Raw genomic sequence first — 19438 nt, forward strand, 5'->3', positions numbered from 1 at the left:
GCGTCAGCCCGCGATGTAGGCCCTGAGCCCATCGGCCAGGGCCTGGAAGGTCACCTGGCAACGCGGGCTCGCCCGCAGGTCTTCGTGCATCGCGAGCCAGGTGTCCAGCTTGAAGGCAAACCGTTTCGGCATGACGCGCACCAGCGCGCCATGCCGTTTTGCCAATCCGACCTGGCAGAAGCCGATGCCGTGCCCCGCGCGAATGGCAGCCAGTTGCGCCAGGTCGTTGTCGGTGCGCAGCGCGAAGGCGTCGCGCTGCACCACGCCGATCGATTTGCCAAGCGCGCGGATGAATGGCGTCTCGCTGTCGAAGCCGATCAAGTCATGCCCCATCAGCTCGGCCTCGGTGCGTGGTGTGCCACGCCGGGCCAGGTAGTCGCGGTGGGCGTGCATGCCGAGTTCGATGGCACCCAGGCGCTGGGCGATCAGCGCCTCATGGCGCGGCGGGGTCATGCGCACTGCGATGTCGGCCTCGCGGTGCAGCAGGTCCTGCAGGCGGTTGCTGATGACCAGCTCGACCACGAGCCCTGGCTGCTGCTGCCGAAGCCGTGCCAGGATCGGCGGCAGCACCTCCACGCCGATCACCTCGCTGGCGGTGATGCGCACCGTGCCGCGCACCCGCTCGTGGCTGTCGGCCTGGCTGCTGGCTTCGCGCTGCAAGGCTGCGGCGGTGGCGGCCATGCTTTCCGCATAGGGCTGCAGCGCGCGGGCGGCGTCGGTGGGCAGCAGGCCCGTCTGCGACCGGGTGAAGAGCGTGAGCGACAGCGCCTTCTCCAGCGCCGCGACATGCCGGCCCACCGTGGGCTGGGTGAGGCCCAGCTCGCGTGCGGCGGCCGAGAGCGAGCCGGCCTGCAACACACCGAGGAAGGTGCGGAAGAGTTCCCAGCCGGGGGTGTCGTGGGCCATGCAGAAATGTATGGTCGCACCACGATGTTCGGCAATTCCTTTTGAGTGCCAGGCTGCCCACACTGCCGTCATCGCAACACCGAAGAGGAGCATGACGATGGACACGCAAGGCGGGAAGACAGCGCTGGTGCTGGGCGCGACCGGGGGCATCGGCGGCGAGGTCGCCCGGCAGCTGCAGCGCGCCGGCTGGCGGGTGAAGGGCCTGGTGCGCCAGGTCGCCCGCGTGGCCGGCCGTGACGACGGCATCGAGTGGCTGGAGGGCGACGCGATGAACGCGGCCGACGTGCTGCGCGCCGCGCAAGGCGCCTCGGCCATCGTGCACGCGGTCAACCCGCCGGCCTACCAACGCTGGGGCGAGCTCGTGCTGCCGATGATCGACAACACCATCGCCGCGGCGCGCGCCACCGGGGCGCGCATCGTGTTGCCGGGCACCGTCTACAACTACGGCATCGGCGTGTTCCCGCTCGTGGCGGAAGACGCGCCCCAGCACCCGCACACCCGCAAAGGTGCGGTGCGTGTGGCCCTGGAGCAGCGCCTCGAAGCGGCCGCCCGCAACGGCGTGCGCAGCCTGGTGGTGCGGGCGGGCGACTTCTTCGGCCCGCAGGCGGGCAACAGCTGGTTCTCGCAGGGGCTCGTCAAACGTGGCCAGCCGGTTCGCGCGGTGGTGCAGCCCGGTGCGGCCGCCCACGCCTGGGCCTACCTGCCCGACGTGGCGCGAACGATGGTCTTGTTGCTGGAGCGCGAGGCCACGCTGCCGGCCTTCGCCCGCTTCCACATGGCGGGGCATTGGGACGCGACCGGCGCGCAGATGGCCGAGGCGGTGCAGCGGGTGGTGCTCGCCGAGACCGGCCGAGCGCCACGCATCGCACGCTTCCCGTGGCCGGTGGTGACGCTGCTCGCGCCGGTGGTGCGCATCCTGCGCGAGCTGAAGGAGATGCGCTACCTGTGGCAGCAGCCACTGCAGCTGCGCAATCACGCGCTGGTGGCCGCGCTCGGCGCCGAACCCCACACGCCGCTCGACCAGGCCGTGCGCGAGACGCTCGTCGGCCTGGGCTGCCTGCCGGCGGCTCAGCCTTCGGCGCGCCAGGCCTCGATCCAGGCCCAGGCCTGAGGCCAGTCGCCGAGGCCACTCTGCGCATTGAGGTGGCCGCGCGCGCCCAGGTCGACGTGCTCGGCCTGCCAGCGGGCGGCGAGGGTGGCGCTGTGGTCGCCCGGCGCATACGGGTCGTCGTGGCTCGTGACCATGCGGATGCGCCGGCCGGGCAGCGCCTCGGGCAGCGGCGCGAAGCCCCGCGCTTCGGGTGGGAAGGCCGGCCCCAGCGGGTCGGGCACGGCGACGAGCAGCAGCGCGTGCACCGCGGCGCGGTGGCGCGCCGCCCAGTGCGCCACCACCAGGCAGCCCAGGCTGTGGGCCACCACGATGGGCGGCTGCGGTGCGGCGCGCACGGCGGCGTCGAGCGAGGCGACCCACTCGTCGCACACCGGGTGGTCCCAGTCGCGCTGCGGCACGCGCGTGACGCCGGGGTGCTGCACTTCCCACAACGATTGCCAATGGGTGGGGCCCGAGTTCTGGATGCCGGGCACGAGGAGGACGGGTCGCATGGGGTGAAGCCAACAGGAGTGACGATGCCGCCTACGATAGGCAGCCGGCGCGATGCGCGCCATCGCCACTCATCGGAACTTGCCCCGCCAAACCTTTGCTTCATCGCCATGACCGCTGCCGTGCCGTTCAAGCTCGACAAGAAAGACCACCAGATCCTGCAGGCGCTGCAGGACGACGCGCGCCAGCCGCTGGCCGCGCTCGGCCGTCGCATCGGCCTGTCGCAGCCGGCCATCAGCGAGCGGGTGAAGAAGCTCGAAGAGGCCGGCGTGATCGCCGGCTACGGCGCGCGCATCAACCTCGCGGCGGTGGGCCTCGCGCTGCAGGCGGTGGTGCGGGTGCGCACCACGCATGCGCACATCCAGCGCTACGTGCAGCTCTTCCAGTCCATGCCCGAGGTGCTCGACGCGGTGCGCGTGACGGGTGAAGACTGCTTCATCGTGCGCTGCGCCTTCGCCGGCCCGCAGGACCTGGAGCGCGTGGTGGACGCGCTCGCCGCGCATGGCAGCGTGAGCACCTCGCTCGTGCTCTCGCATCCGGTCTCGAAACCTCCAACGCTCGGCTGAGCAGAAGCCGCGTTGCGCTCAGGGGTGAGCGCGCTGCCTATGCTGCAAGGCTCCTCTCACCTGGAGCCTCACCATGCGCCACCTGCCGCTCGGCCGCACCGGCCTCTTCGTCTCCGAGCTGTGCCTCGGCACCATGACCTTCGGTGGCAGCACCGACCTGTGGGGCAAGATCGGCACGCTGCAGCAGGGCGAGGCCGAGCGCCTCGTGGGCCAGGCGCTCGATGCCGGCGTGAACTTCATCGACACCGCCGATGTGTATGCCGGTGGCGTGTCGGAGCAGATCACCGGCCAGGCGCTGAAGAACCTCCAGGTGCCGCGCGAGAGCGTGGTCGTCGCGACCAAGGTCTTCGGCGAGACTGGCGCCACGCCCAATGCCCGCGGCAACTCGCGCGGCCACATCCTCGACGGCGTGAAGGCGAGCTTGAAGCGCCTGCAGCTCGAGCACATCGACCTCTACCAGATCCACGGCTTCGACCCCGCCACGCCGATCGAAGAGACGGTGCGCGCGCTCGACACGCTGGTGCGCGACGGGCGTGTGCGCTATGTCGGCGTGTCGAACTGGGCGGCGTGGCAGATCGCCAAGGCCTTGGGCATCAGCGAGCGGCTGGGCCTCGCGCGCTTCGAGTCGCTGCAGGCCTACTACACCGTGGCGGGCCGCGACCTCGAGCGCGAGATCGTGCCCATGCTGAAGAGCGAAGGCCTGGGCCTGATGGTGTGGAGCCCGCTCGCGGGTGGGCTCCTGAGCGGCAAGTTCTCGAGCGGCCAGGCGGAGGCGGGCAGCCGCCGCAGCGGCTTCGACTTCCCGCCGGTGCTGCGCCCGCGGGCCGAGGCCTGCATCGAGGCCATGCGGCCGATCGCCGAGGAGCACGAGGTGTCGATCGCTCAGGTGGCGCTCGCGTGGCTCTTGCACCAGCCGCAGGTCACGAGCGTGATCGTCGGCGCCAAGCGCCCCGACCAGTTGGCCGACAACCTGGCGGCGGTGAAGCTCAGGCTCAACGCCGACGAGCTGCGCGCGCTGGACGAGGTGAGCCGCCTGCCGCCCGAGTACCCGGGCTGGATGTTCGAACGCCAGGGCGACTTCCGGCGCAAGCAGCTGCGCCTGGCGGGCCGCGGTGACTGAGCGTTCAGCGCCCGCCGGCCACCGTGGCGCGGGTGCCGAAGAAGGCCTGCACCGGCTGCCGCTCCGGCAGCACGTAGACCACGCCGCGCTGGCGGCCGAGCGAGGGGGCGATCACCGCGTCGTAGAACGACGGCGGCACCACCACGCAGCCGAGCGAGGCACGTTTGTCGTCGGCACCGGGGGTGCCGAGGCGTGCCATGCGCTGCGCCTGCGAGGCGCCGGGGCGCACGCGGTGGATGGCCAGCGCCGCCTGGTAGTCGAACCAGACGATCGCCTCGCCGCTCAGGTTGCGGCCCGGCTGCGAGGCGAAGCGGCCGGCTGGCGTGGTGCGGTCGGCGAGGGGGATGCGCTTGAGGTCGGCCACGTCGGCCACCCCGGGCACCGAATGGTCGCCCAGACCCTGGCCGAGCAGCACGCGGGTCGCGCCGAGCAGCCGGCCGTCGGCATCGAAGGCGTAGAGGCGGGCGGCCTTCTTGTCGACCACGGCGAAGGGTTGGTGCTGCGTGTCGCCGCTGTCGAGCGCCCAGTCGCGCACGTGGCGGGCGTCGGCCGTGAGGGCAGGGCCGTCGGTGGCGACGGTGCCGAGCGGGGAGTCGGGGGTGTGAGGGGTGACGGCCTGCGCCGCCACGCTTGTGAGGGCCGAGAGGGCCAGTGCGATGAACTGCTGGATGACTTGCACCGCATGACTGTAAGAAGCGGTCGCGCTGTGGCGGTATGAACAATGCCGCAACAAACGCCCGCGTCACACCCCGTTGCGAAACGCGCTGCGCTTTTTCATTTCTTGTTTGGAGACGAGACGACATGACCCAGCCCTACACCGAAGCCCAACCCGCCCGAGCCGAGGTCGACGCCCTCCAGGGCGCCGTGGTGCTCGATTTCGGCACCAACTGGTGCGGCTTCTGCAAGGCCGCCGAGCCGCTGGTCGACGCGGCACTGGCCCCGCACCCGGGCGTGCGGCACCTGAAGGTCGAAGACGGCCCCGGCCGGCCGCTCGGCCGCTCGTTCCGGGTCAAGCTGTGGCCCACGCTCGTCTTCCTGCGTGATGGGCAGGAGGTCTCGCGGGTGGTGCGCCCGGGCGATGCGGCCACGGTCGCGCAGGGCATCGCGGCCCTCGGCCCGGCCTGACGCTCAAAGCGCGACAACGAGGGGAATTCCGGCGGTTATCCGCGCACTGCGTCACGCGGGCAGGAGGAAGATGGCCTCGCCCTCAGTTCGCAGGGTGTAGGACGCGTGCGCTCTGGCCGGGATCGGCGTGTCAATCCGCCAACCCTTTCCAGCCTTGACCTTGCCATGCGCGACAACCAGCCCGTGACCCAGCGGGAACACCAGTTTCCCGACAACGCGACCCTGATGTCGACCACCGACACGCAGAGCCGCATCACCTACGCCAACGAGGCCTTCGTCGCCGCCAGCGGCTTTTCGCGCGAGGAGCTGGAAGGCCAGCCACACAACGTGGTGCGCCACCCCGACATGCCGCCCGAGGCCTTTGCCGACATGTGGGCCACGCTCAAGAACGGCGAGCCGTGGACGGCCCTGGTGAAAAACCGCCGCCAGAACGGCGACCACTACTGGGTGCGTGCCAACGCCACGCCGGTGGTGCGCGGTGGGCGTGTCACCGGCTTCATGTCGGTGCGCACCAAGCCCTCGCGCGAGGAGGTGGCGGCGGCCGAAGCGCTGTACCGCGAATTCCGCGAAGGCCGCGCCGGTGGGCGACGCTTCCACAAGGGCGTGATCGTGCACGGCGGGGCGATGGCCCTGCGGTCGGTGTTCAAGACCTTGCCGGTGCGCTGGCGCATCCGCGCCGCGTTTGCCGGCGTGGTGCCGGCGCTCGCGCTGGGGGCCTGGGGCCTGGGCGCCGGCGCGGCGCTCGTAGCGCCGCTGGCCGGGCTGGCCGCGCTGCTCGGGGCCGGCGCCTCGTGGTGGCTGGAGCGCCAGATCGCACGCCCGCTGGAGCAGCTGCGCGAGCAGGCGCTGAAGATCGCCAGCGGCCAGAGCCAGCAGGTCGACCACATGGACCGCGTCGACGAGATCGGCATGACCCTGCGCACCATCGGCCAGATCGGCCTGATGTTCCGCTGGATCATCGACGACGTGAGCGGCCAGGTGCTCAACATCCAGACCGCCACCAGCGAGATCGCCCAGGGCAACCAGGGCCTGAGCAACCGCACCGAACAGTCGGCCTCCAGCGTGCAGCAGACGGCCTCGTCGATGTCACAGATGACCGCCACCGTGCAGAGCAACGCCGACATCGCGAACCAGGCCACGGCCCTGTCAGGCAGCGCGAGCGATGCCGCAGCGCGCGGCGGCCAGGCGGTGGCCCAGGTGGTGAGCACGATGAACGACATCACCGACAGCTCGCGCAAGATCGCCGACATCATCGGCGTGATCGACAGCATCGCCTTCCAGACCAACATCCTCGCGCTCAACGCTGCGGTGGAAGCCGCGCGGGCCGGCGAGCAGGGCCGCGGCTTCGCGGTCGTGGCCGGCGAAGTGCGCAGCCTGGCGCAGCGCAGCGCCGATGCGGCGCGCGAGATCAAGGCGCTGATCGGCGCGAGCGTCGACAAGGTCGAGTCGGGCTCGCGCATCGTCGACGAGGCCGGCCGCACGATGGACGACATCGTGGCGCAGGTGAAGCGGGTGTCCGACCTCATGGTCGAGATCGGCGCGGCCACGCAGGAGCAGAGCAAGGGCATCGGCCAGGTCGACTCCGCCGTGGCCCACCTCGACCAGATCACGCAGCAGAACGCCGCGCTGGTGGAAGAGAGCGCCGCCGCGTCCGAAAGCCTCAAGGTGCAGGCCGAGCGCCTGGCCGAGGCGGTGGGCGTGTTCCGCTGAAGGGCTGGGCCAGAATCCGCGCATGCCGGACTTCAAGAGCTTCGACGAGTTCTATGCGATCTACCTCACGGCCCACCAGCGGCCGTGGAACCGCCGCATCCATTTGCTCGGCTGGCTGATCGGCGCGGCGCTCGGGCTCTACGCGCTGTGGGTCGGCCCGCTGTGGTGGCTGCTCGGCGCGCCGGCCGCGGCGCTCGTGGCCATCGCCATCGGGCACGGCCTGATCGAGCCCTCTCACGCGGTCGAGTTCAAGTACCCGCTGCGCACGGCGCTCGCCAACCTGCGCATGTTTGCCGACATGGCGCGTGGCCGCCTGCCGCGCTGAGCGGCATCACCGCCGATGCGCACGCTCTTCGACGCTCCCTTCGCCTGGTGGCTGGCGGCCGACTGGCCGCTCGCGCTGGCCGCGGTGCTGGCCTTCCACCTCGTCATCTACCTCGTGGGCGGCGTCGTCGCGTCGTGGATGACCTTCCGCCTCTTCCCCGCGCTCGACATCGGCCACGTGATCGACAACCAGCCGCTCAAGCCGAAGCAGATCCGCACCGAGCTGCGCAACGGGCTGCTCACCTGCGCGGTGCTGGCCGTCGTCTCGCTGGCCTACCGGCCGCTCGCGCACGGCATCTGGCCCGAGACGTTGTGGCAGGCCGCGTGGCAGCTCGGCGCCTTCGTGCTCTTCAACAACGTCTACGCCTACGCCACGCACCGCCTGCTGCACCACCCGTGGCTGATGCGCTTCCACAGCGTGCACCACTGGTCGGTGCGCGTCACGCCCTGGTCGGGCTACAGCGTGCACCCGGTGGAGGCGGCAGTGATCGGCGGCACCTTCGTCGCCTTCATGGCGATCGTGCCGGTGGGCGTGGGCACCATTGCGCTGCTGCATGTGATGGGCATCGTGTTCACCTCCTGCATCCACTGCAACCACGAGCTGATGCCGATGCATGCTGACGACCACTGGCTCAAGCGCCTGGTGTCCGACCCGAAGTTCCACCAGATCCACCACGAGCAAAGCCGCGTCAACTACGGCTTCACCTCGCCCTGGCTCGACCGGCTGCTGAACACGCTGGGCCGCTGAACCCCAAGACGCTCGACAAAAGAAAAAGCCCGCGACCATTGCTGGCGGCGGGCTCGTCTTCCGGGCATGGGGGCTCACCGCTCGAAGCGGCTGCGGCCATGACGGTTTCGCTCTGTGCTGGGTGACGGGTTCCCGTGTGTCCGCCCAATCGTGCGGTCGGTTTTGCATCAGAAGGCCTTCAGTGTAGGCGGTTCGTGTTTCGGTGATGTGACGAATAGCGGGGCTTTTGCAGGGCTATTGACGTGGCTCAAGCGAAGCACCGGGCGTCAGGTGGGCCAGCGCACCACCGCTTCGAGGCCGGGGTGCGCATTGCGCAACACCAGCGAGCCGCCATGCGACTGCGCGACGAGACGGCACAGGTACAGCCCGAGGCCCACGCCGCCGGCGGCCCGGGTGCGCGCCACGTCGGGCCGGTAGAAGGGCTCGGTGAGGCGCGCGAGCTGGTCGTCGGGCACACCGGGGCCGTGGTCACGCACGGTGAGCACGGCCCGCTCGCCATCGACATGCGTGCTCACCGTCACCGGCCCATCCGACGCACCGTGGCGCAGCGCGTTGTCGATCAAGTTGCGCACCAGCATCGTCGCGCGAGGGCGGTCGAGCGGCACGGCGGGCAGGTCGTCGGCGAGCACCAGCTGCAAGGGCTGGCCGTCGAAGCTGGCCGCGACTTCCTGCACCAAGGTGTTGAGGTCGGTGGGCGTGCGCTGCAGGGCCGAGGGGCCGGCGGCGAGACGCTCGCCTTCCAGCAGGTCGGCGATCAGCGTGCCCATCAGCGTGAGGTCGCGCAGCAGCGCGGCGCGCTCTGGGGTGTCGCCCGACAGTTCGGCGTTGAGGCGCGCGCGCGTCAGCGGCGAGCGCAACTCGTGGCTGATGGCCAGCAGCAGCGCGCGCTGGCTGTGCAGCATGCCTTGCAGGCCGGTGGCCATGTCGTTGACCTGCTGTGCGAGGTCGCCCAGCTCGTCTCGGCGGCGAATGGGAATGGGCGTGCTGAAGTTGCCTTCGCCATAGCGCTGCGCGCCCTGGCGGATGTCGTCGAGCGGGCGGAAGAGCCGGCGCACGGTGGCATAGGCCAGCAGCGTGAGCAGCAGCAGCCCGGCGAGTGGCAGCAGCGCACGCACCGGGTGCCGCTCGTGCCAGACGTTGGTGCCCATGCCGAAGACGATGCGGTGGCCGTCGGCGGTGCTGCGGGTGAGCAGGCGCCGGCCCCAGTCGTCGTCCTTCAGCTGGCGCTTCCATTCGGCGTACTTGCCCGGGTGCGAATCCCACTGCACCGCGGGCCCCTCGATGCGCACCGAGATCGGCAGCTTCTCGACCAGCGCCTGCGCCCGCGCCAGGTCGGGCGGCGAGCCGATGTCGGCGGCCAGGCGGTCGACGTAGTCGGTGAGCAGCGGCTTGACGAAGAGTTCGAAGCCGCCCGACAGCGCCGCGCGCGTGCCGCCCATGAACACCACCACCGTGCCGGCCGCGAGCACCAGGAAGAGCGCGACCAGCCGCCACTTCAGCGAATGGCGGAAGCGCTGGTGCCAGCGCGGGTGGGCGTGCACACGCTCGCGCCACTTCATGCCCGCGGCACCCCGGCGAAGGTGTAGCCCGCGTTGCGCAGCGTCTTGATCACCGGCAGCGGCTCGAGCTTCTTGCGCAGGCGGCTCACCAGGATGTCGACCGCACGGGTGAAGAGGTCGGCCTCACGCCCGCGCAGCTTGTTCAGGATCTCGTCGCGCGTGAACACACGGCCCGGCTCGCGCGCCAGCATCACCAGCAGCTCGAATTCGGTGCCGGTGAGATCGAGCAGCTCCCCCTCGCGATGCACTTCGCGGCGTTGCAGGTCGATGGTGAGGCCCTCGAAGCTGAGCTTCTGCGCTTTGGCATCCCCGGAACCCCCGTTGCGCGAGCGGCGCAGGATGGTCTGCAGCCGCGCCGCCAGCTCGCGCGGCTCGAAGGGCTTGGGCAAGTAGTCGTCGGCGCCGAGTTCCAGGCCCACCACACGGTCGGTCACGTCACCGCGGGCGGTGAGCATCAGCACCGGGATGTCGCTGTCGTGGCGGATGCGGCGGCAGACCTCGAAACCGTCCATCTCGGGCAGCATCACGTCGAGGATCACCGCGTCGTAGCGTTGCTCGGCCAGCCGCGCGAGGCCCAGCGTGGGGCGCGCGGCGTGGTCGAGCGCGAGGTCGAAACGCTGCAGGTAGGTCGCGAGCGGCGCGGCCAGGTCTTCATCGTCATCGATCAGCAGGATGCGGTACATGGGCGCGATGCTGACACAAGGCGCGGGTTCATCCGCGCCACCCACGGTGGTGGCCGAAGCGGTCGAGTGCTTCGCGCACCTTCTGCTGCTGCTCGGGCTTGAGGCTGTCGTAGAAGTCGGCTGCGGCGTTGATGACGGCCGGCGAGGCGCCGCGCATCGCGGTGGTCTTGGCGTCGACCAGCGACTGGGCCTTGGCGCGGTCGAACTGCGCGCCGGCGATCACGGCCTTCAGCTCCGCACGCGGCTCGCCGCCGCTCGCCTTCATCGACTGGCGCTGGGCTTCGAGCGTGTCGGCCAGCACCGTGAGCTTGGCCTTCTGCGCGGCGTCGAGGTCGAGCTTGCGGCTCGCCTTGTCGACCATGTGGGCGCGTTTCTCGGCGCGCTCGGCTTCCGTGGTGCGGTCGCCGAAGTAGCCGTAGTGACGCTGGTGCGAGCAGGCCGCCAGGCCGCCCGCGAGCAGCGAAACACCGAAGATGCCGATCAGGGAGCGCTTGAGCCAGGTTCTCATGTCGAGTCCTTTCGAGACGTGTTGAACATGAGCGCATGGTCGGGTGGCCGTGCGCGGGTGTCCTTTCGCGCCGGCATCGTTGTGTTTCGTTTCTTTTCAGTGCCTCGCTTCAGCGGTAGCGCGCCGCGGTGATGAACTGGCTGAAGGTCTCGCACCAGATCACCACCGTGTCGTAGCGGGCGAGGTCGGTGCCGGGTGGCAGCGGCAACTCGAAGCGCTCGAAGTTGCGCACGTCGCCCACGCGCAGCATGGTGGGCTTGAGCCGCTGGAAGTCGGCCTCGGTCTCCACGAACTGCGGCGACAGGTAGAGCTTGTAGTCGGGGCCGGGGGCGAGCTTGCCGTCGAAGGCGATGCGGCGCGCGTCGAGCCGCACCTGGCCTTCGCCCCAATGCAGGAAGTCGCTGTCTTTCAGGTCGCGGCGGAACCGGCCTTCGAAGAGCGCCTCGCGCGCTTCCAGCGTCACCGGCGACGGCGGGGCCGCGGTGAGGATGGGCAGCAGGTAGATCCCGGCCCCAAACCCCAGGGCCAGTGCCACCAGGTGTGTCGCGAGCAAGAGCAAGGCTTTCTTCATGGCGGCAAGGTCGTGGGGTGGTGGCGAACCTTACAGCGCAGCGGGTCGGCGTCGTCCTACAGCCGGTCGATCCGGTGCCCGACGGCGCAGCCCCGATGGCCGGCGTAGCCTGCGGTCCACCATGGCTGCTCGCTCGCTTGCATCGCTCACCCTCGGCTTCGGGCTCGTCTCGATCCCGGTGAAGCTGTATTCGGCCACCGAGAGTTCGGCCAGCGTCGGCTTCAACCTGCTGACGAAAGACGGCTCGCGCGTGAAGCAGCAGTACGTCTCGGTCAAGACCGGCGAGGTGGTCGAGCGCGCGGCGATGGTGAAGGGCTACGAGTTCGAGAAAGACCACTTCGTGATCTTCGAGCCCGAGGAGCTGAAGGCGCTGGAGGCCGAGGCGAGCCACGTGGTCGACATCGTGGCCTTCGTGCCCGACAAGGCCATCGACCCCATCTACTACGACCGCGCCTACTACCTGGGGCCCGACAAGCGCGGCGCCAAGCCCTACTCACTGCTGATGCAGGCGATGCGCAAGACCAAGCGCGTGGCGCTTGCGCGCATGGCGTGGAAGGGCAAGCAGTACGTGGTGCAGGTGCGGCCCGCCGAAGAAGGCCTGGTGCTGCAGCAGCTGCTCTACGCCGACGAGGTGCGCAGCCTTGGCGAACTCGACATCGAGACGGTGAACGTCTCAGACGCCGAGGTGCAGCTCGCCACCCAGCTCATCGAGCAGATCTCGGCCGACAACTACGATCCGGCGCAGTTCCAGGACGAAGAGAAGGCGCGCATCCTCGCCGCCATCGACAAGAAGATCGCCGGCAAGAAGATCGTCGCCGCGCACCGCCCCGATGAAGCGCCCGGCAGCGGCGGCGGGCAGGTCATCGACATCATGGATGCGCTGCGCGCGAGCTTGGCGAAGAAGGGCGGCGCCAAGGCTGCGCCGGCCAAGGCCGTAGCGGCGGCCGACACCGCCTCGCTGAAGGAGCGCAAGCCGCCCCGGCGCGCCGCCGCGAGCCCCGCCGCCGCACCGGCCCGCGCTCGCGCGAGGAAGTGAGCCCCTCGGGCGCCGACGACCGCCAGGCCACGCTGAGCCTGCGCAAGGTGCAGGCGCTGCTCGGCCTGCCGCCGCATGTGGTGACCGGGCTGATCGAGGCCGGCGTCGTCACGCCCACCCGCGGCCCGCGCCATGCGTGGCGCTTTACCTTTCAGGACGTGGTGCTCTTGCGCACCGCCCACCGCCTGCGCACGGCGCAGGTGCCGTCGCGCAAGCTGCTGCGGGCCTTGGCGCGGGTGAAAGGTGGGCTGGGCCCGCTGCCCTTGAGCGGCGTGCGGCTGACGGCCATCGACCGCCAGGTGGTCGTGCGCGAAGGCGCATTGCAGTGGGAGGCCGAGAGTGGCCAGCTGCTGATGAATTTCGACAGCGCGGCCGCGCCGGTCGTGCAGCCGCTCGCGCAGGAGACGGTCGACGGGTTCGCCGAGGCCGTGGCGCTCGAAGCGCGCGACGCCGCGTTGGCCGAGAAGGCCTACCGGCAGGCCCTGGCGGCCGACCCCCGGCATGCGGCGGCGTGGCTCAACCTCAGCGCGCTGCTGTGCGAACAAGGCCGCTGCGACGACGCGGTGCAGGCGCTCGACGAGGCGCTCGCGCACCTGCCCGACGACGCCGATCTGCATTTCAACCGCGGCATCGCACTCGAAGACCAGCAGCGCCACGACGAGGCCATCGCCGCCTACGAACGCGCGCTGGCCCTGAACCACGAGCTGGCCGATGCGCATTTCAACCTCGCGCGCCTGCATGAGCGCGCCGGGCGACCGCACCGGGCGCTGCGACATTTGCACGAGTACAGGCGCTTGTCTCGATGAGGGGCGCGCTATCCTCGGCCGACGATGCGCTGCGAAGAGATCGCCACCCACCCCGACTTCCGCCGACTGTCCTCCATCGATGGTGTGCGGGTCGACCTGCGCTACGTCGGCCCGCGCAACTTCGTGGGGCGCGATCTCTACGGTGAGCTCGATTGCGCCTGGCTGCACCGCCTGGCCGCTGAGGGTCTGGCACGCGCGGCGGCCGAACTCAAGGCGCTCGCCCCCGGGCACCACCTGCTCGTGCTCGACGCGCTGCGCCCGCACCGCGTGCAGGTCGAGCTGTGGGAGTTCCTCGACGGCACCGGCCTGCGTCAATACGTGGCCGACCCGGCGCGCGGCTCCATCCATTCCTTCGGCATGGCGCTCGACGTGACGATCGTGAACGAGGCCGGCGACGAGCTCGACATGGGCAGCGGCTTCGACGAGATGGACGAACTCTCGCACCCCAAGCTCGAAGCCGAGCACCTCGCCAGCGGCGCGCTCACGCCCACGCAGGTGACGAACCGCGAGCTGCTGCGCCGGGTGATGGCGGCGGGTGGCTTCAACGGCGTCGACAACGAGTGGTGGCACTTCGACATGCTCGACCGCAGCCACGTGCGGCAGACCTTCGTGCGGGTCGACTGAGATCAGCTGCCCGGCGTGCGCGCCGGCGCCAGGCGCTGCGCGAGCGCCGACTGCGCCATCAGTTCCTGGAACCACACCGCGTAGCCGCCGTCGCTCGGGTGCAGGCCGTCCTTCGCGTTGAGCTCCGGGTGCTGCGCAAACGGGTCGTCCGCCCGTTCCTTGAAGAGCCGCACGTAGCCCACGCCCTGGCGCTGCGCCGCGTCGCGCACCAGCGCATGCAGCTCGCGTGAGCGCGAGGCCATCCACCACGACACGGGCGGAAAGAAGAAGGGCGCATTGCCTACGTTGCCGGCTGGCATCAACACCACCGTGTCGGCGCGCGCCTTGGCCAGCTGCGCGATGCGGTCGAGGTGGCTGGCGGTGTTGTCGAGGTCGCGCAGTCGGATCACGTCGTTGCCGCCGGCGAGCACCAGCACGATGTCGAAGCGCGTGTCGCCCGCTTCCAGCTGGTGTGGCACTTCGGCGAGCGTGGCGCCGTCGCGCCCGCGGTTCTCGATGTGCAGGCCCGGGTACGCCTGCGCCAGCAGCCCGGCCAGGCTCTTCTCGGGTGAGCTGGCGCCGGTGCCGACCGCGGTGCTGTCGCCCACGATCAGGAGCCGCACCCGCGCGGTGTCGACGGGGTGTTGCAGCGGCTCGCTCTGGCGGGCCAGCTCGGCCGCGGTGTGCAGCCGCGTGACGGTGCAGCCGGCCAGCAGGAGCGCGACGGCCGCAGCGCCCCAGGCGACCAGCCTGGCGGGGTGTCGGGAACGGGGCAGGGCAGGCATGGCAATGCATGTTGGTCGACAGCCGGCAGCTTGTGCACCGGCCTTTGGCGGAACCTGCGGTAGTCGCGCTCCTACAGCGCGGCCGGCGGCTTGTAGTGCCAGCCCTACACGACAAAGACGGTTGCCGCGATGGCCCGCAGCGGTGCCGGTTCCTAGCATGAGGTCTCGTTCATCGAAGGCCCGCCATGCGCACCGACAACCGCTTCGACCCCTACAACGCCGACCGCCCCCTCACGATGCGCTGCGCCTGCGGGCAGCACGCCTCTGCCGAAGAACATCGAAGTGCGCAAGATGCCGTTGCCGAGCTGAAGCGCCGGAGCGAGACGGCCGAGTTCGAGGCCTACTCCAACGACTTCATCGAAGCATCGCTGGTGAAGGCACTGTTCCCGCACGACGCGATGCGCCGGCGCTTCCTGCGCGCAGTCGGCAAGGGCTCGGCGATGGCGGCGATCGGCTCGGTGTTGCCGGTGGCGTCGTTGCAAGCGATGGCGCAAGAGAAAGGCACCTTGGAGAAGCGCGATCTCAAGATCGGCTTCATCCCCATCACCTGCGCCACGCCGCTCATCATGGCGCACCCCTTGGGCTTCTATTCGAAGCAGGGGCTCGACGTGCAGGTGGTGAAGACGGCCGGCTGGGCGCTGATCCGCGACAAGATGCTCAACAAGGAGTACGACGCGACGCACTTCCTGTCGCCGATGCCGCTGGCGATCTCGCTGGGGGTGGGCAGCAACCCCACGCCGATGAACGTGGCGACGATCCAGAACACCAACGGCCAGGCGATCACCCTGCACGTCAAGCACAAGGACAAGCGCGACCCGAAAGACTGGAAGGGCTTCAAGTTCGCCGTGCCCTTCGAGTACTCGATGCACAACTTCCTGCTGCGCTATTACGTGGCCGAAGCGGGGCTCGACCCCGACCGCGACATCCAGATCCGCGTGGTGCCACCGCCCGAGATGGTGGCCAACCTGCGCGCCGGCAACATCGACGGCTACCTCGGCCCCGACCCCTTCAACCAGCGGGCGGTGTTCGAAGAGGTGGGCTTCATCCACCTGCTCACCAAGGACCTCTGGAACGGCCACCCCTGCTGCGCCTTCGGCACCAGCACCGAGTTCATCCAGAAGAACCCCAACACCTTTGCGGCGCTCTACCGCGCAGTGCTGACCTCGGCCGCGATGGCGCGCGAGGCGCGCAACCGAGAGCTGATCGCCAAGGTGATTGCGCCGCAGGCCTACCTCAACCAGCCCGAGACGGTGCTGACGCAGGTGCTCACCGGCAAGTTCGCCGATGGCCTGGGCAATGTGAAGACCGTGCCCGACCGCGCCGACTTCGACCCCATCCCCTGGCAGAGCATGGCGGTGTGGATGCTCACGCAGATGAAGCGCTGGGGCTACGTGAAGGGCGAGGTCAACTACAAGCAGATCGCCGAGAAGGTGTTCCTGCTCACCGACGCGAAGAAGCAGATGAAGGCGCTCGACATGAAGGTGCCCGACGGGGCGTACCCGAAGATCACCGTGATGGGGAAGGTGTTCGACCCCGACAAGGCCGAGGCCTACGTCAACGGCTTCGCCATCAAGCGCAGCCCGAACGCATGAACGCTGCACGCTCGCTGGGCTTGCGCGCAGGCCTGCTCTCGGCTGTGCTCCTGCTCGTGCTGCTGGCCGTGTGGCACGTGGCCACGCTCAGCAGTGCGCCCGTCGCGACGGCCGCACCGGCGCTCACGCCCGAGCAGATCGAGTACGCCAAGTTGATGGGCAAGGATCCATCGGCCGGTGGCGCGCCCGCCGCGAAGTCGGGCTTCCCGACGCTCGCGCAAATGGGCAGCACGATCGCGAAGCACCTGTCGCAGCCGTCCTACGACAACGGCCCCAACGACAAGGGCATCGCGCTGCAGCTCGGCTACTCGCTGGCGCGGGTGGGCCTGGGCTACCTGCTCGCCGCGCTGGTCGCCATTCCGCTCGGCTTCGTGATCGGCATGAGCCCGCTGGTCTACCGCGCGCTCGACCCGTTCATCCAGGTGTTGAAGCCCATCTCGCCGCTGGCGTGGATGCCGCTCGCGCTCTACACGATCAAGGACTCGTCGATCAGCGGCATCTTCGTGATCTTCATCTGCTCGGTGTGGCCGATGCTGATCAACACCGCCTTCGGCGTGGCGAGCGTGCGGCGCGAGTGGCTCAATGTGGCGCGCACGCTGGAGGTGACGCCGCTGCGGCGTGCGTTCGAAGTCATCTTGCCGGCGGCCGCGCCCACCATCCTCACCGGCATGCGCATCAGCATGGGCATCGCCTGGCTCGTGATCGTGGCGGCCGAGATGCTGGTGGGTGGCACGGGCATCGGCTACTTCGTGTGGAACGAGTGGAACAACCTGTCGCTGCCGAACGTAATCTTCGCGATCCTGACCATCGGCGTCGTCGGCATGTTGTTGGACCTGATGTTCGCCAGGCTGCAAAAGGCGGTGACCTATGTCGACTGAGAGCTTTCTGAAAATCGAAGGTCTGGCCAAGCGCTACGGCGACAGCACCGTCTTCGACAGCGTCAACTTCGACATCCGCCAGGGCGAGTTCGTCTGCATCATCGGCCACAGCGGCTGCGGCAAGACGACCATCCTCAACGTGCTGGCGGGCCTCGAGCAGGCGAGCGAGGGCCATGTGTTCATGGACAACCGCGAGATCGCCGGCCCGAGCCTGGAGCGCGGCGTGGTGTTCCAGGGCCATGCGCTGATGCCCTGGCTCACGGTGCGCGCCAACATCGCGTTTGCGGTGCGCAGCAAGTGGCCGCTGTGGAGCCGTGCGCAGGTCAACGAGCACGTGGAGAAATACGTGGCGATGGTGGGCTTGTCTGCTGCCATCGACAAGAAGCCCTCGGCGCTGTCGGGCGGCATGAAACAGCGGGTGGGCATTGCGCGGGCGTTTGCGATCCAGCCGCGCATGCTGCTGCTCGACGAGCCTTTCGGCGCGCTGGATGCGCTCACGCGCGGCACCATTCAAGACGAGCTCTTGCGCATCTGCGCCGAGACGCACCAGACCGTCTTCATGATCACGCACGACGTGGACGAAGCCATCCTGCTGGCCGACCGCATCCTGCTGATGAGCAACGGCCCGCAGGCGCGTGTGGCCGAGATCGTGAAGAACACGATGCCGCGAGAGCGTGAGCGTGCGAGCCTGCACCACGACCCGCAGTACTACCGCATCCGCAACCACCTGGTCGACTTTCTCGTGGCGCGCTCGAAGGAGCTGTCGCACGGCAAGGCGCCGGTGCAGCCGCCCGAGGTGAGCCCGGGCCTGCACGAACCGCTTCCAGAACCCCCGCCGCGCATGCCCTTGCATCGCGTGGCTTGATCGATCTCTCAACGAAGGAGCAGAAGATGAGCCGTCTCGACGTCACCGAAAAAATCGTCGCCACCAAGGTGGCCAAGGGCCTCAAGTGGTCGGACGTGGCCGCCAAGGTCGGCCTGAGCAAGGAGTGGGTCACCGCCGCCTGCCTCGGGCAGATGACGCTGGATGCGAAGCAGGCCGGCATCGTCGGCGAGATCTTCGGCCTCACCGATGCCGAGCAGAAGTGGCTGCAGGTCGTGCCGTACAAGGGATCGCTGCCGACCAGCGTGCCGACCGATCCGCTGATCTACCGCTTCTATGAGCTCGTGAACGTGTACGGCACGACCTTCAAGGAGCTGATCCATGAAGAGTTTGGCGACGGGATCATGAGCGCGATCGATTTCAAGATGGACCTGACCCGGGAGGCCGACCCGAAGGGCGATCGCGTCAGCATCAACATGTCCGGCAAGTTCCTCCCATACAAAACGTACTGATCATGGAAAGCCGGCCGCCCGTTCCTCCGTTTACTGCCGAGACCGCGCGGCAGAAAGTGAGGCTTGCCGAAGATGCGTGGAACTCGCGTGACCCGGACCGCGTGGTCGGGGTCTACACGCCGGACACGCGCTGGCGCAACCGGGCGGAGTTCCCGGTCGGCCGCGAGGAGGTGCATGCGTTCCTGTCGCGCAAATGGGCGCGCGAGCTCGATTACCGGCTGATCAAGGAGCTGTGGGCCTTCGACGGTGCGCGCATCGCGGTGCGCTTCGCCTACGAGTGGCACGACGACTCGGGCCAGTGGTATCGCAGCTACGGCAACGAGAACTGGGAGTTCACCCCGCAAGGGCTGATGGCCTGGCGCCACGCCAGCATCAACGACCTGCCCATCCGCCCCGAGCAGCGGCTCTTCCACTGGCCGCTCGGCCGCCGGCCGGATGAGCACGCGGGTCTGAGCGAACTCGGGCTCTGATTCAAAGGACTCCCGAAGGGCGCGAGCGAACCCGGCGGCGCTGGCCTACGATGCGGGGCCATGCGCCCTTTGCATCACCTGAGCTCCCGAGGTCAGCGCCTGCTGTGGATGTTGGCCGGGCTGGTCAGCCTGGTGGTGGGGTTCATCGGCATCTTCCTGCCGCTGCTGCCGACCACGCCGTTCGTGCTGTTGGCGGCGTTCTGTTTCTCGCGTGGCAGCAAGCGCATGGAGGCTTGGCTCGTCCATCACCCGCGATTCGGCCCGATGGTGCAGGCCTGGCGGCGCCACCGCGCGGTGCCCTTGCGGGCCAAGCAACTCGCCACCGTGATGATGGCCGCCAGTGCGATCGGCACTTGGTTCGTGGTGCACTCGCCGTGGCGGTGGGCGCCCGCCATCGTCTGCACCTGCGTGGCGCTGTGGCTCTGGAGCCTGCCCACCACCCCCGCCGCGCCGCCTGCCGACGACTGAACGGCGGCGACCCCGGTTCAGGGGGGACCCTTCCGACAACGTGTG

Annotated in this window: 24 protein-coding genes; 16 read left to right on the top strand and 8 right to left on the bottom strand. The window is 69.4% G+C overall.

Features of this window, described 5'->3' with window-relative positions; all coding sequences use genetic code 11:
* Positions 1–3: 3 nt before the first annotated feature.
* Complete coding sequence (locus KF892_18410) at positions 4–906, bottom strand: LysR family transcriptional regulator (GenBank protein ID MBX3626999.1); 903 nt, start codon at positions 904–906, stop codon at positions 4–6.
* Positions 907–1003: 97 nt separating this feature from the next.
* Here KF892_18410 and KF892_18415 point away from each other — a divergent pair, with 97 nt between their 5' ends.
* Entirely contained in the window at positions 1004–2017 is a 1014-nt protein-coding gene (locus tag KF892_18415; GenBank protein MBX3627000.1) for an NAD(P)H-binding protein, read from the top strand.
* Here KF892_18415 and KF892_18420 read toward each other — a convergent pair.
* Positions 1975–2508: an alpha/beta hydrolase gene (locus KF892_18420; GenBank protein MBX3627001.1), complete on the bottom strand. Its 534-nt coding sequence runs from the start codon at positions 2506–2508 to the stop codon at positions 1975–1977. The genes KF892_18415 and KF892_18420 overlap by 43 nt on opposite strands.
* Before the next feature lie 108 nt (positions 2509–2616).
* Between KF892_18420 and KF892_18425 the strand changes: the two genes are divergently transcribed.
* Positions 2617–3072 (top strand): Lrp/AsnC family transcriptional regulator, encoded by a 456-nt coding sequence (locus KF892_18425; GenBank protein MBX3627002.1) that lies wholly within the window; start codon positions 2617–2619, stop codon positions 3070–3072.
* A 73-nt stretch (positions 3073–3145) separates the two neighbouring features.
* Entirely contained in the window at positions 3146–4192 is a 1047-nt protein-coding gene (locus tag KF892_18430; protein ID MBX3627003.1) for an aldo/keto reductase, read from the top strand.
* Positions 4193–4196: 4 nt separating this feature from the next.
* Here the strand turns inward: KF892_18430 and KF892_18435 are convergent, their stop codons facing one another.
* Complete coding sequence (locus tag KF892_18435) at positions 4197–4871, bottom strand: L,D-transpeptidase (protein MBX3627004.1); 675 nt, start codon at positions 4869–4871, stop codon at positions 4197–4199.
* A 122-nt stretch (positions 4872–4993) separates the two neighbouring features.
* On the opposite strand from KF892_18435, the gene KF892_18440 reads away from it, so the two are divergent.
* From KF892_18440 to KF892_18455, 4 genes are all read left to right on the top strand, one after another.
* A complete protein-coding gene (locus KF892_18440; protein MBX3627005.1) occupies positions 4994–5317 on the top strand; it encodes a thioredoxin family protein in 324 nt (107 codons plus the stop codon).
* Between the two features lie 165 nt (positions 5318–5482).
* Positions 5483–7027 (top strand): PAS domain-containing protein, encoded by a 1545-nt coding sequence (locus tag KF892_18445; GenBank protein ID MBX3627006.1) that lies wholly within the window; start codon positions 5483–5485, stop codon positions 7025–7027.
* A gap of 22 nt (positions 7028–7049) precedes the next feature.
* Positions 7050–7352, top strand: coding sequence for a DUF962 domain-containing protein (locus KF892_18450; GenBank protein ID MBX3627007.1), 303 nt, complete (start codon positions 7050–7052; stop codon positions 7350–7352).
* Positions 7353–7367: 15 nt separating this feature from the next.
* Positions 7368–8099, top strand: coding sequence for a sterol desaturase family protein (locus KF892_18455; GenBank protein MBX3627008.1), 732 nt, complete (start codon positions 7368–7370; stop codon positions 8097–8099).
* 266 nt (positions 8100–8365) lie between these two features.
* On the opposite strand, the gene KF892_18460 is transcribed toward KF892_18455, so the two are convergent.
* The 4 genes from KF892_18460 to KF892_18475 all read right to left on the bottom strand — a co-directional run bounded on the left by KF892_18460 (position 8366) and on the right by KF892_18475 (position 11420).
* Positions 8366–9658 (bottom strand): HAMP domain-containing histidine kinase, encoded by a 1293-nt coding sequence (locus tag KF892_18460; GenBank protein MBX3627009.1) that lies wholly within the window; start codon positions 9656–9658, stop codon positions 8366–8368.
* On the bottom strand, positions 9655–10341 hold the full coding sequence (locus KF892_18465) for a response regulator transcription factor (GenBank protein MBX3627010.1): 687 nt from the start codon (positions 10339–10341) through the stop codon (positions 9655–9657). Before KF892_18465 ends, KF892_18460 begins: the two co-directional genes overlap by 4 nt.
* A gap of 28 nt (positions 10342–10369) precedes the next feature.
* Positions 10370–10849 (bottom strand): Spy/CpxP family protein refolding chaperone, encoded by a 480-nt coding sequence (locus KF892_18470; GenBank protein MBX3627011.1) that lies wholly within the window; start codon positions 10847–10849, stop codon positions 10370–10372.
* A gap of 109 nt (positions 10850–10958) precedes the next feature.
* The gene (locus KF892_18475) at positions 10959–11420 is read right to left on the bottom strand and encodes a DM13 domain-containing protein (GenBank protein MBX3627012.1); all 462 of its coding nucleotides are present in this window, start codon (positions 11418–11420) and stop codon (positions 10959–10961) included.
* A gap of 121 nt (positions 11421–11541) precedes the next feature.
* Here KF892_18475 and KF892_18480 point away from each other — a divergent pair, with 121 nt between their 5' ends.
* Genes KF892_18480 through KF892_18490 form a run of 3 tightly spaced genes read left to right on the top strand, consistent with a single transcriptional unit; the run spans position 11542 to position 13886 of the window.
* Positions 11542–12456: a Ku protein gene (locus KF892_18480; protein MBX3627013.1), complete on the top strand. Its 915-nt coding sequence runs from the start codon at positions 11542–11544 to the stop codon at positions 12454–12456.
* Between the two features lie 38 nt (positions 12457–12494).
* A complete protein-coding gene (locus KF892_18485; GenBank protein ID MBX3627014.1) occupies positions 12495–13262 on the top strand; it encodes a tetratricopeptide repeat protein in 768 nt (255 codons plus the stop codon).
* A 24-nt stretch (positions 13263–13286) separates the two neighbouring features.
* Positions 13287–13886, top strand: a complete 600-nt coding sequence (locus tag KF892_18490; protein ID MBX3627015.1) for a M15 family metallopeptidase — start codon at positions 13287–13289, stop codon at positions 13884–13886.
* A 2-nt stretch (positions 13887–13888) separates the two neighbouring features.
* Here KF892_18490 and KF892_18495 read toward each other — a convergent pair whose 3' ends face one another.
* Positions 13889–14650 (bottom strand): GDSL family lipase, encoded by a 762-nt coding sequence (locus KF892_18495; GenBank protein MBX3627016.1) that lies wholly within the window; start codon positions 14648–14650, stop codon positions 13889–13891.
* 185 nt (positions 14651–14835) lie between these two features.
* On the opposite strand from KF892_18495, the gene KF892_18500 reads away from it, so the two are divergent.
* Genes KF892_18500 through KF892_18525 form a run of 6 tightly spaced genes read left to right on the top strand, consistent with a single transcriptional unit; the run spans position 14836 to position 19393 of the window.
* Positions 14836–16242 carry an ABC transporter substrate-binding protein gene (locus KF892_18500; protein ID MBX3627017.1) on the top strand — a complete coding sequence of 469 codons (1407 nt, stop codon included), beginning with the start codon at positions 14836–14838 and terminating at the stop codon, positions 16240–16242.
* Positions 16239–17120 carry a nitrate ABC transporter permease gene (gene ntrB, locus KF892_18505; GenBank protein MBX3627018.1) on the top strand — a complete coding sequence of 294 codons (882 nt, stop codon included), beginning with the start codon at positions 16239–16241 and terminating at the stop codon, positions 17118–17120. The genes KF892_18500 and ntrB overlap by 4 nt, the downstream gene beginning before the upstream one ends.
* Positions 17110–17985, top strand: a complete 876-nt coding sequence (locus KF892_18510; protein MBX3627019.1) for an ABC transporter ATP-binding protein — start codon at positions 17110–17112, stop codon at positions 17983–17985. The genes ntrB and KF892_18510 overlap by 11 nt, the downstream gene beginning before the upstream one ends.
* Before the next feature lie 26 nt (positions 17986–18011).
* Entirely contained in the window at positions 18012–18455 is a 444-nt protein-coding gene (cynS, locus tag KF892_18515; protein ID MBX3627020.1) for a cyanase, read from the top strand.
* A gap of 2 nt (positions 18456–18457) precedes the next feature.
* Positions 18458–18925, top strand: coding sequence for a nuclear transport factor 2 family protein (locus tag KF892_18520; protein MBX3627021.1), 468 nt, complete (start codon positions 18458–18460; stop codon positions 18923–18925).
* Positions 18926–18985: 60 nt separating this feature from the next.
* The gene (locus KF892_18525; protein ID MBX3627022.1) at positions 18986–19393 is read left to right on the top strand and encodes a YbaN family protein; all 408 of its coding nucleotides are present in this window, start codon (positions 18986–18988) and stop codon (positions 19391–19393) included.
* The last annotated feature ends 45 nt before the right edge of the window (positions 19394–19438 follow it).

The sequence above is a fragment of the Rhizobacter sp. genome, from assembly GCA_019635355.1.
In the GTDB taxonomy this organism is placed as follows: Bacteria; Pseudomonadota; Gammaproteobacteria; order Burkholderiales; family Burkholderiaceae_C; genus Rhizobacter.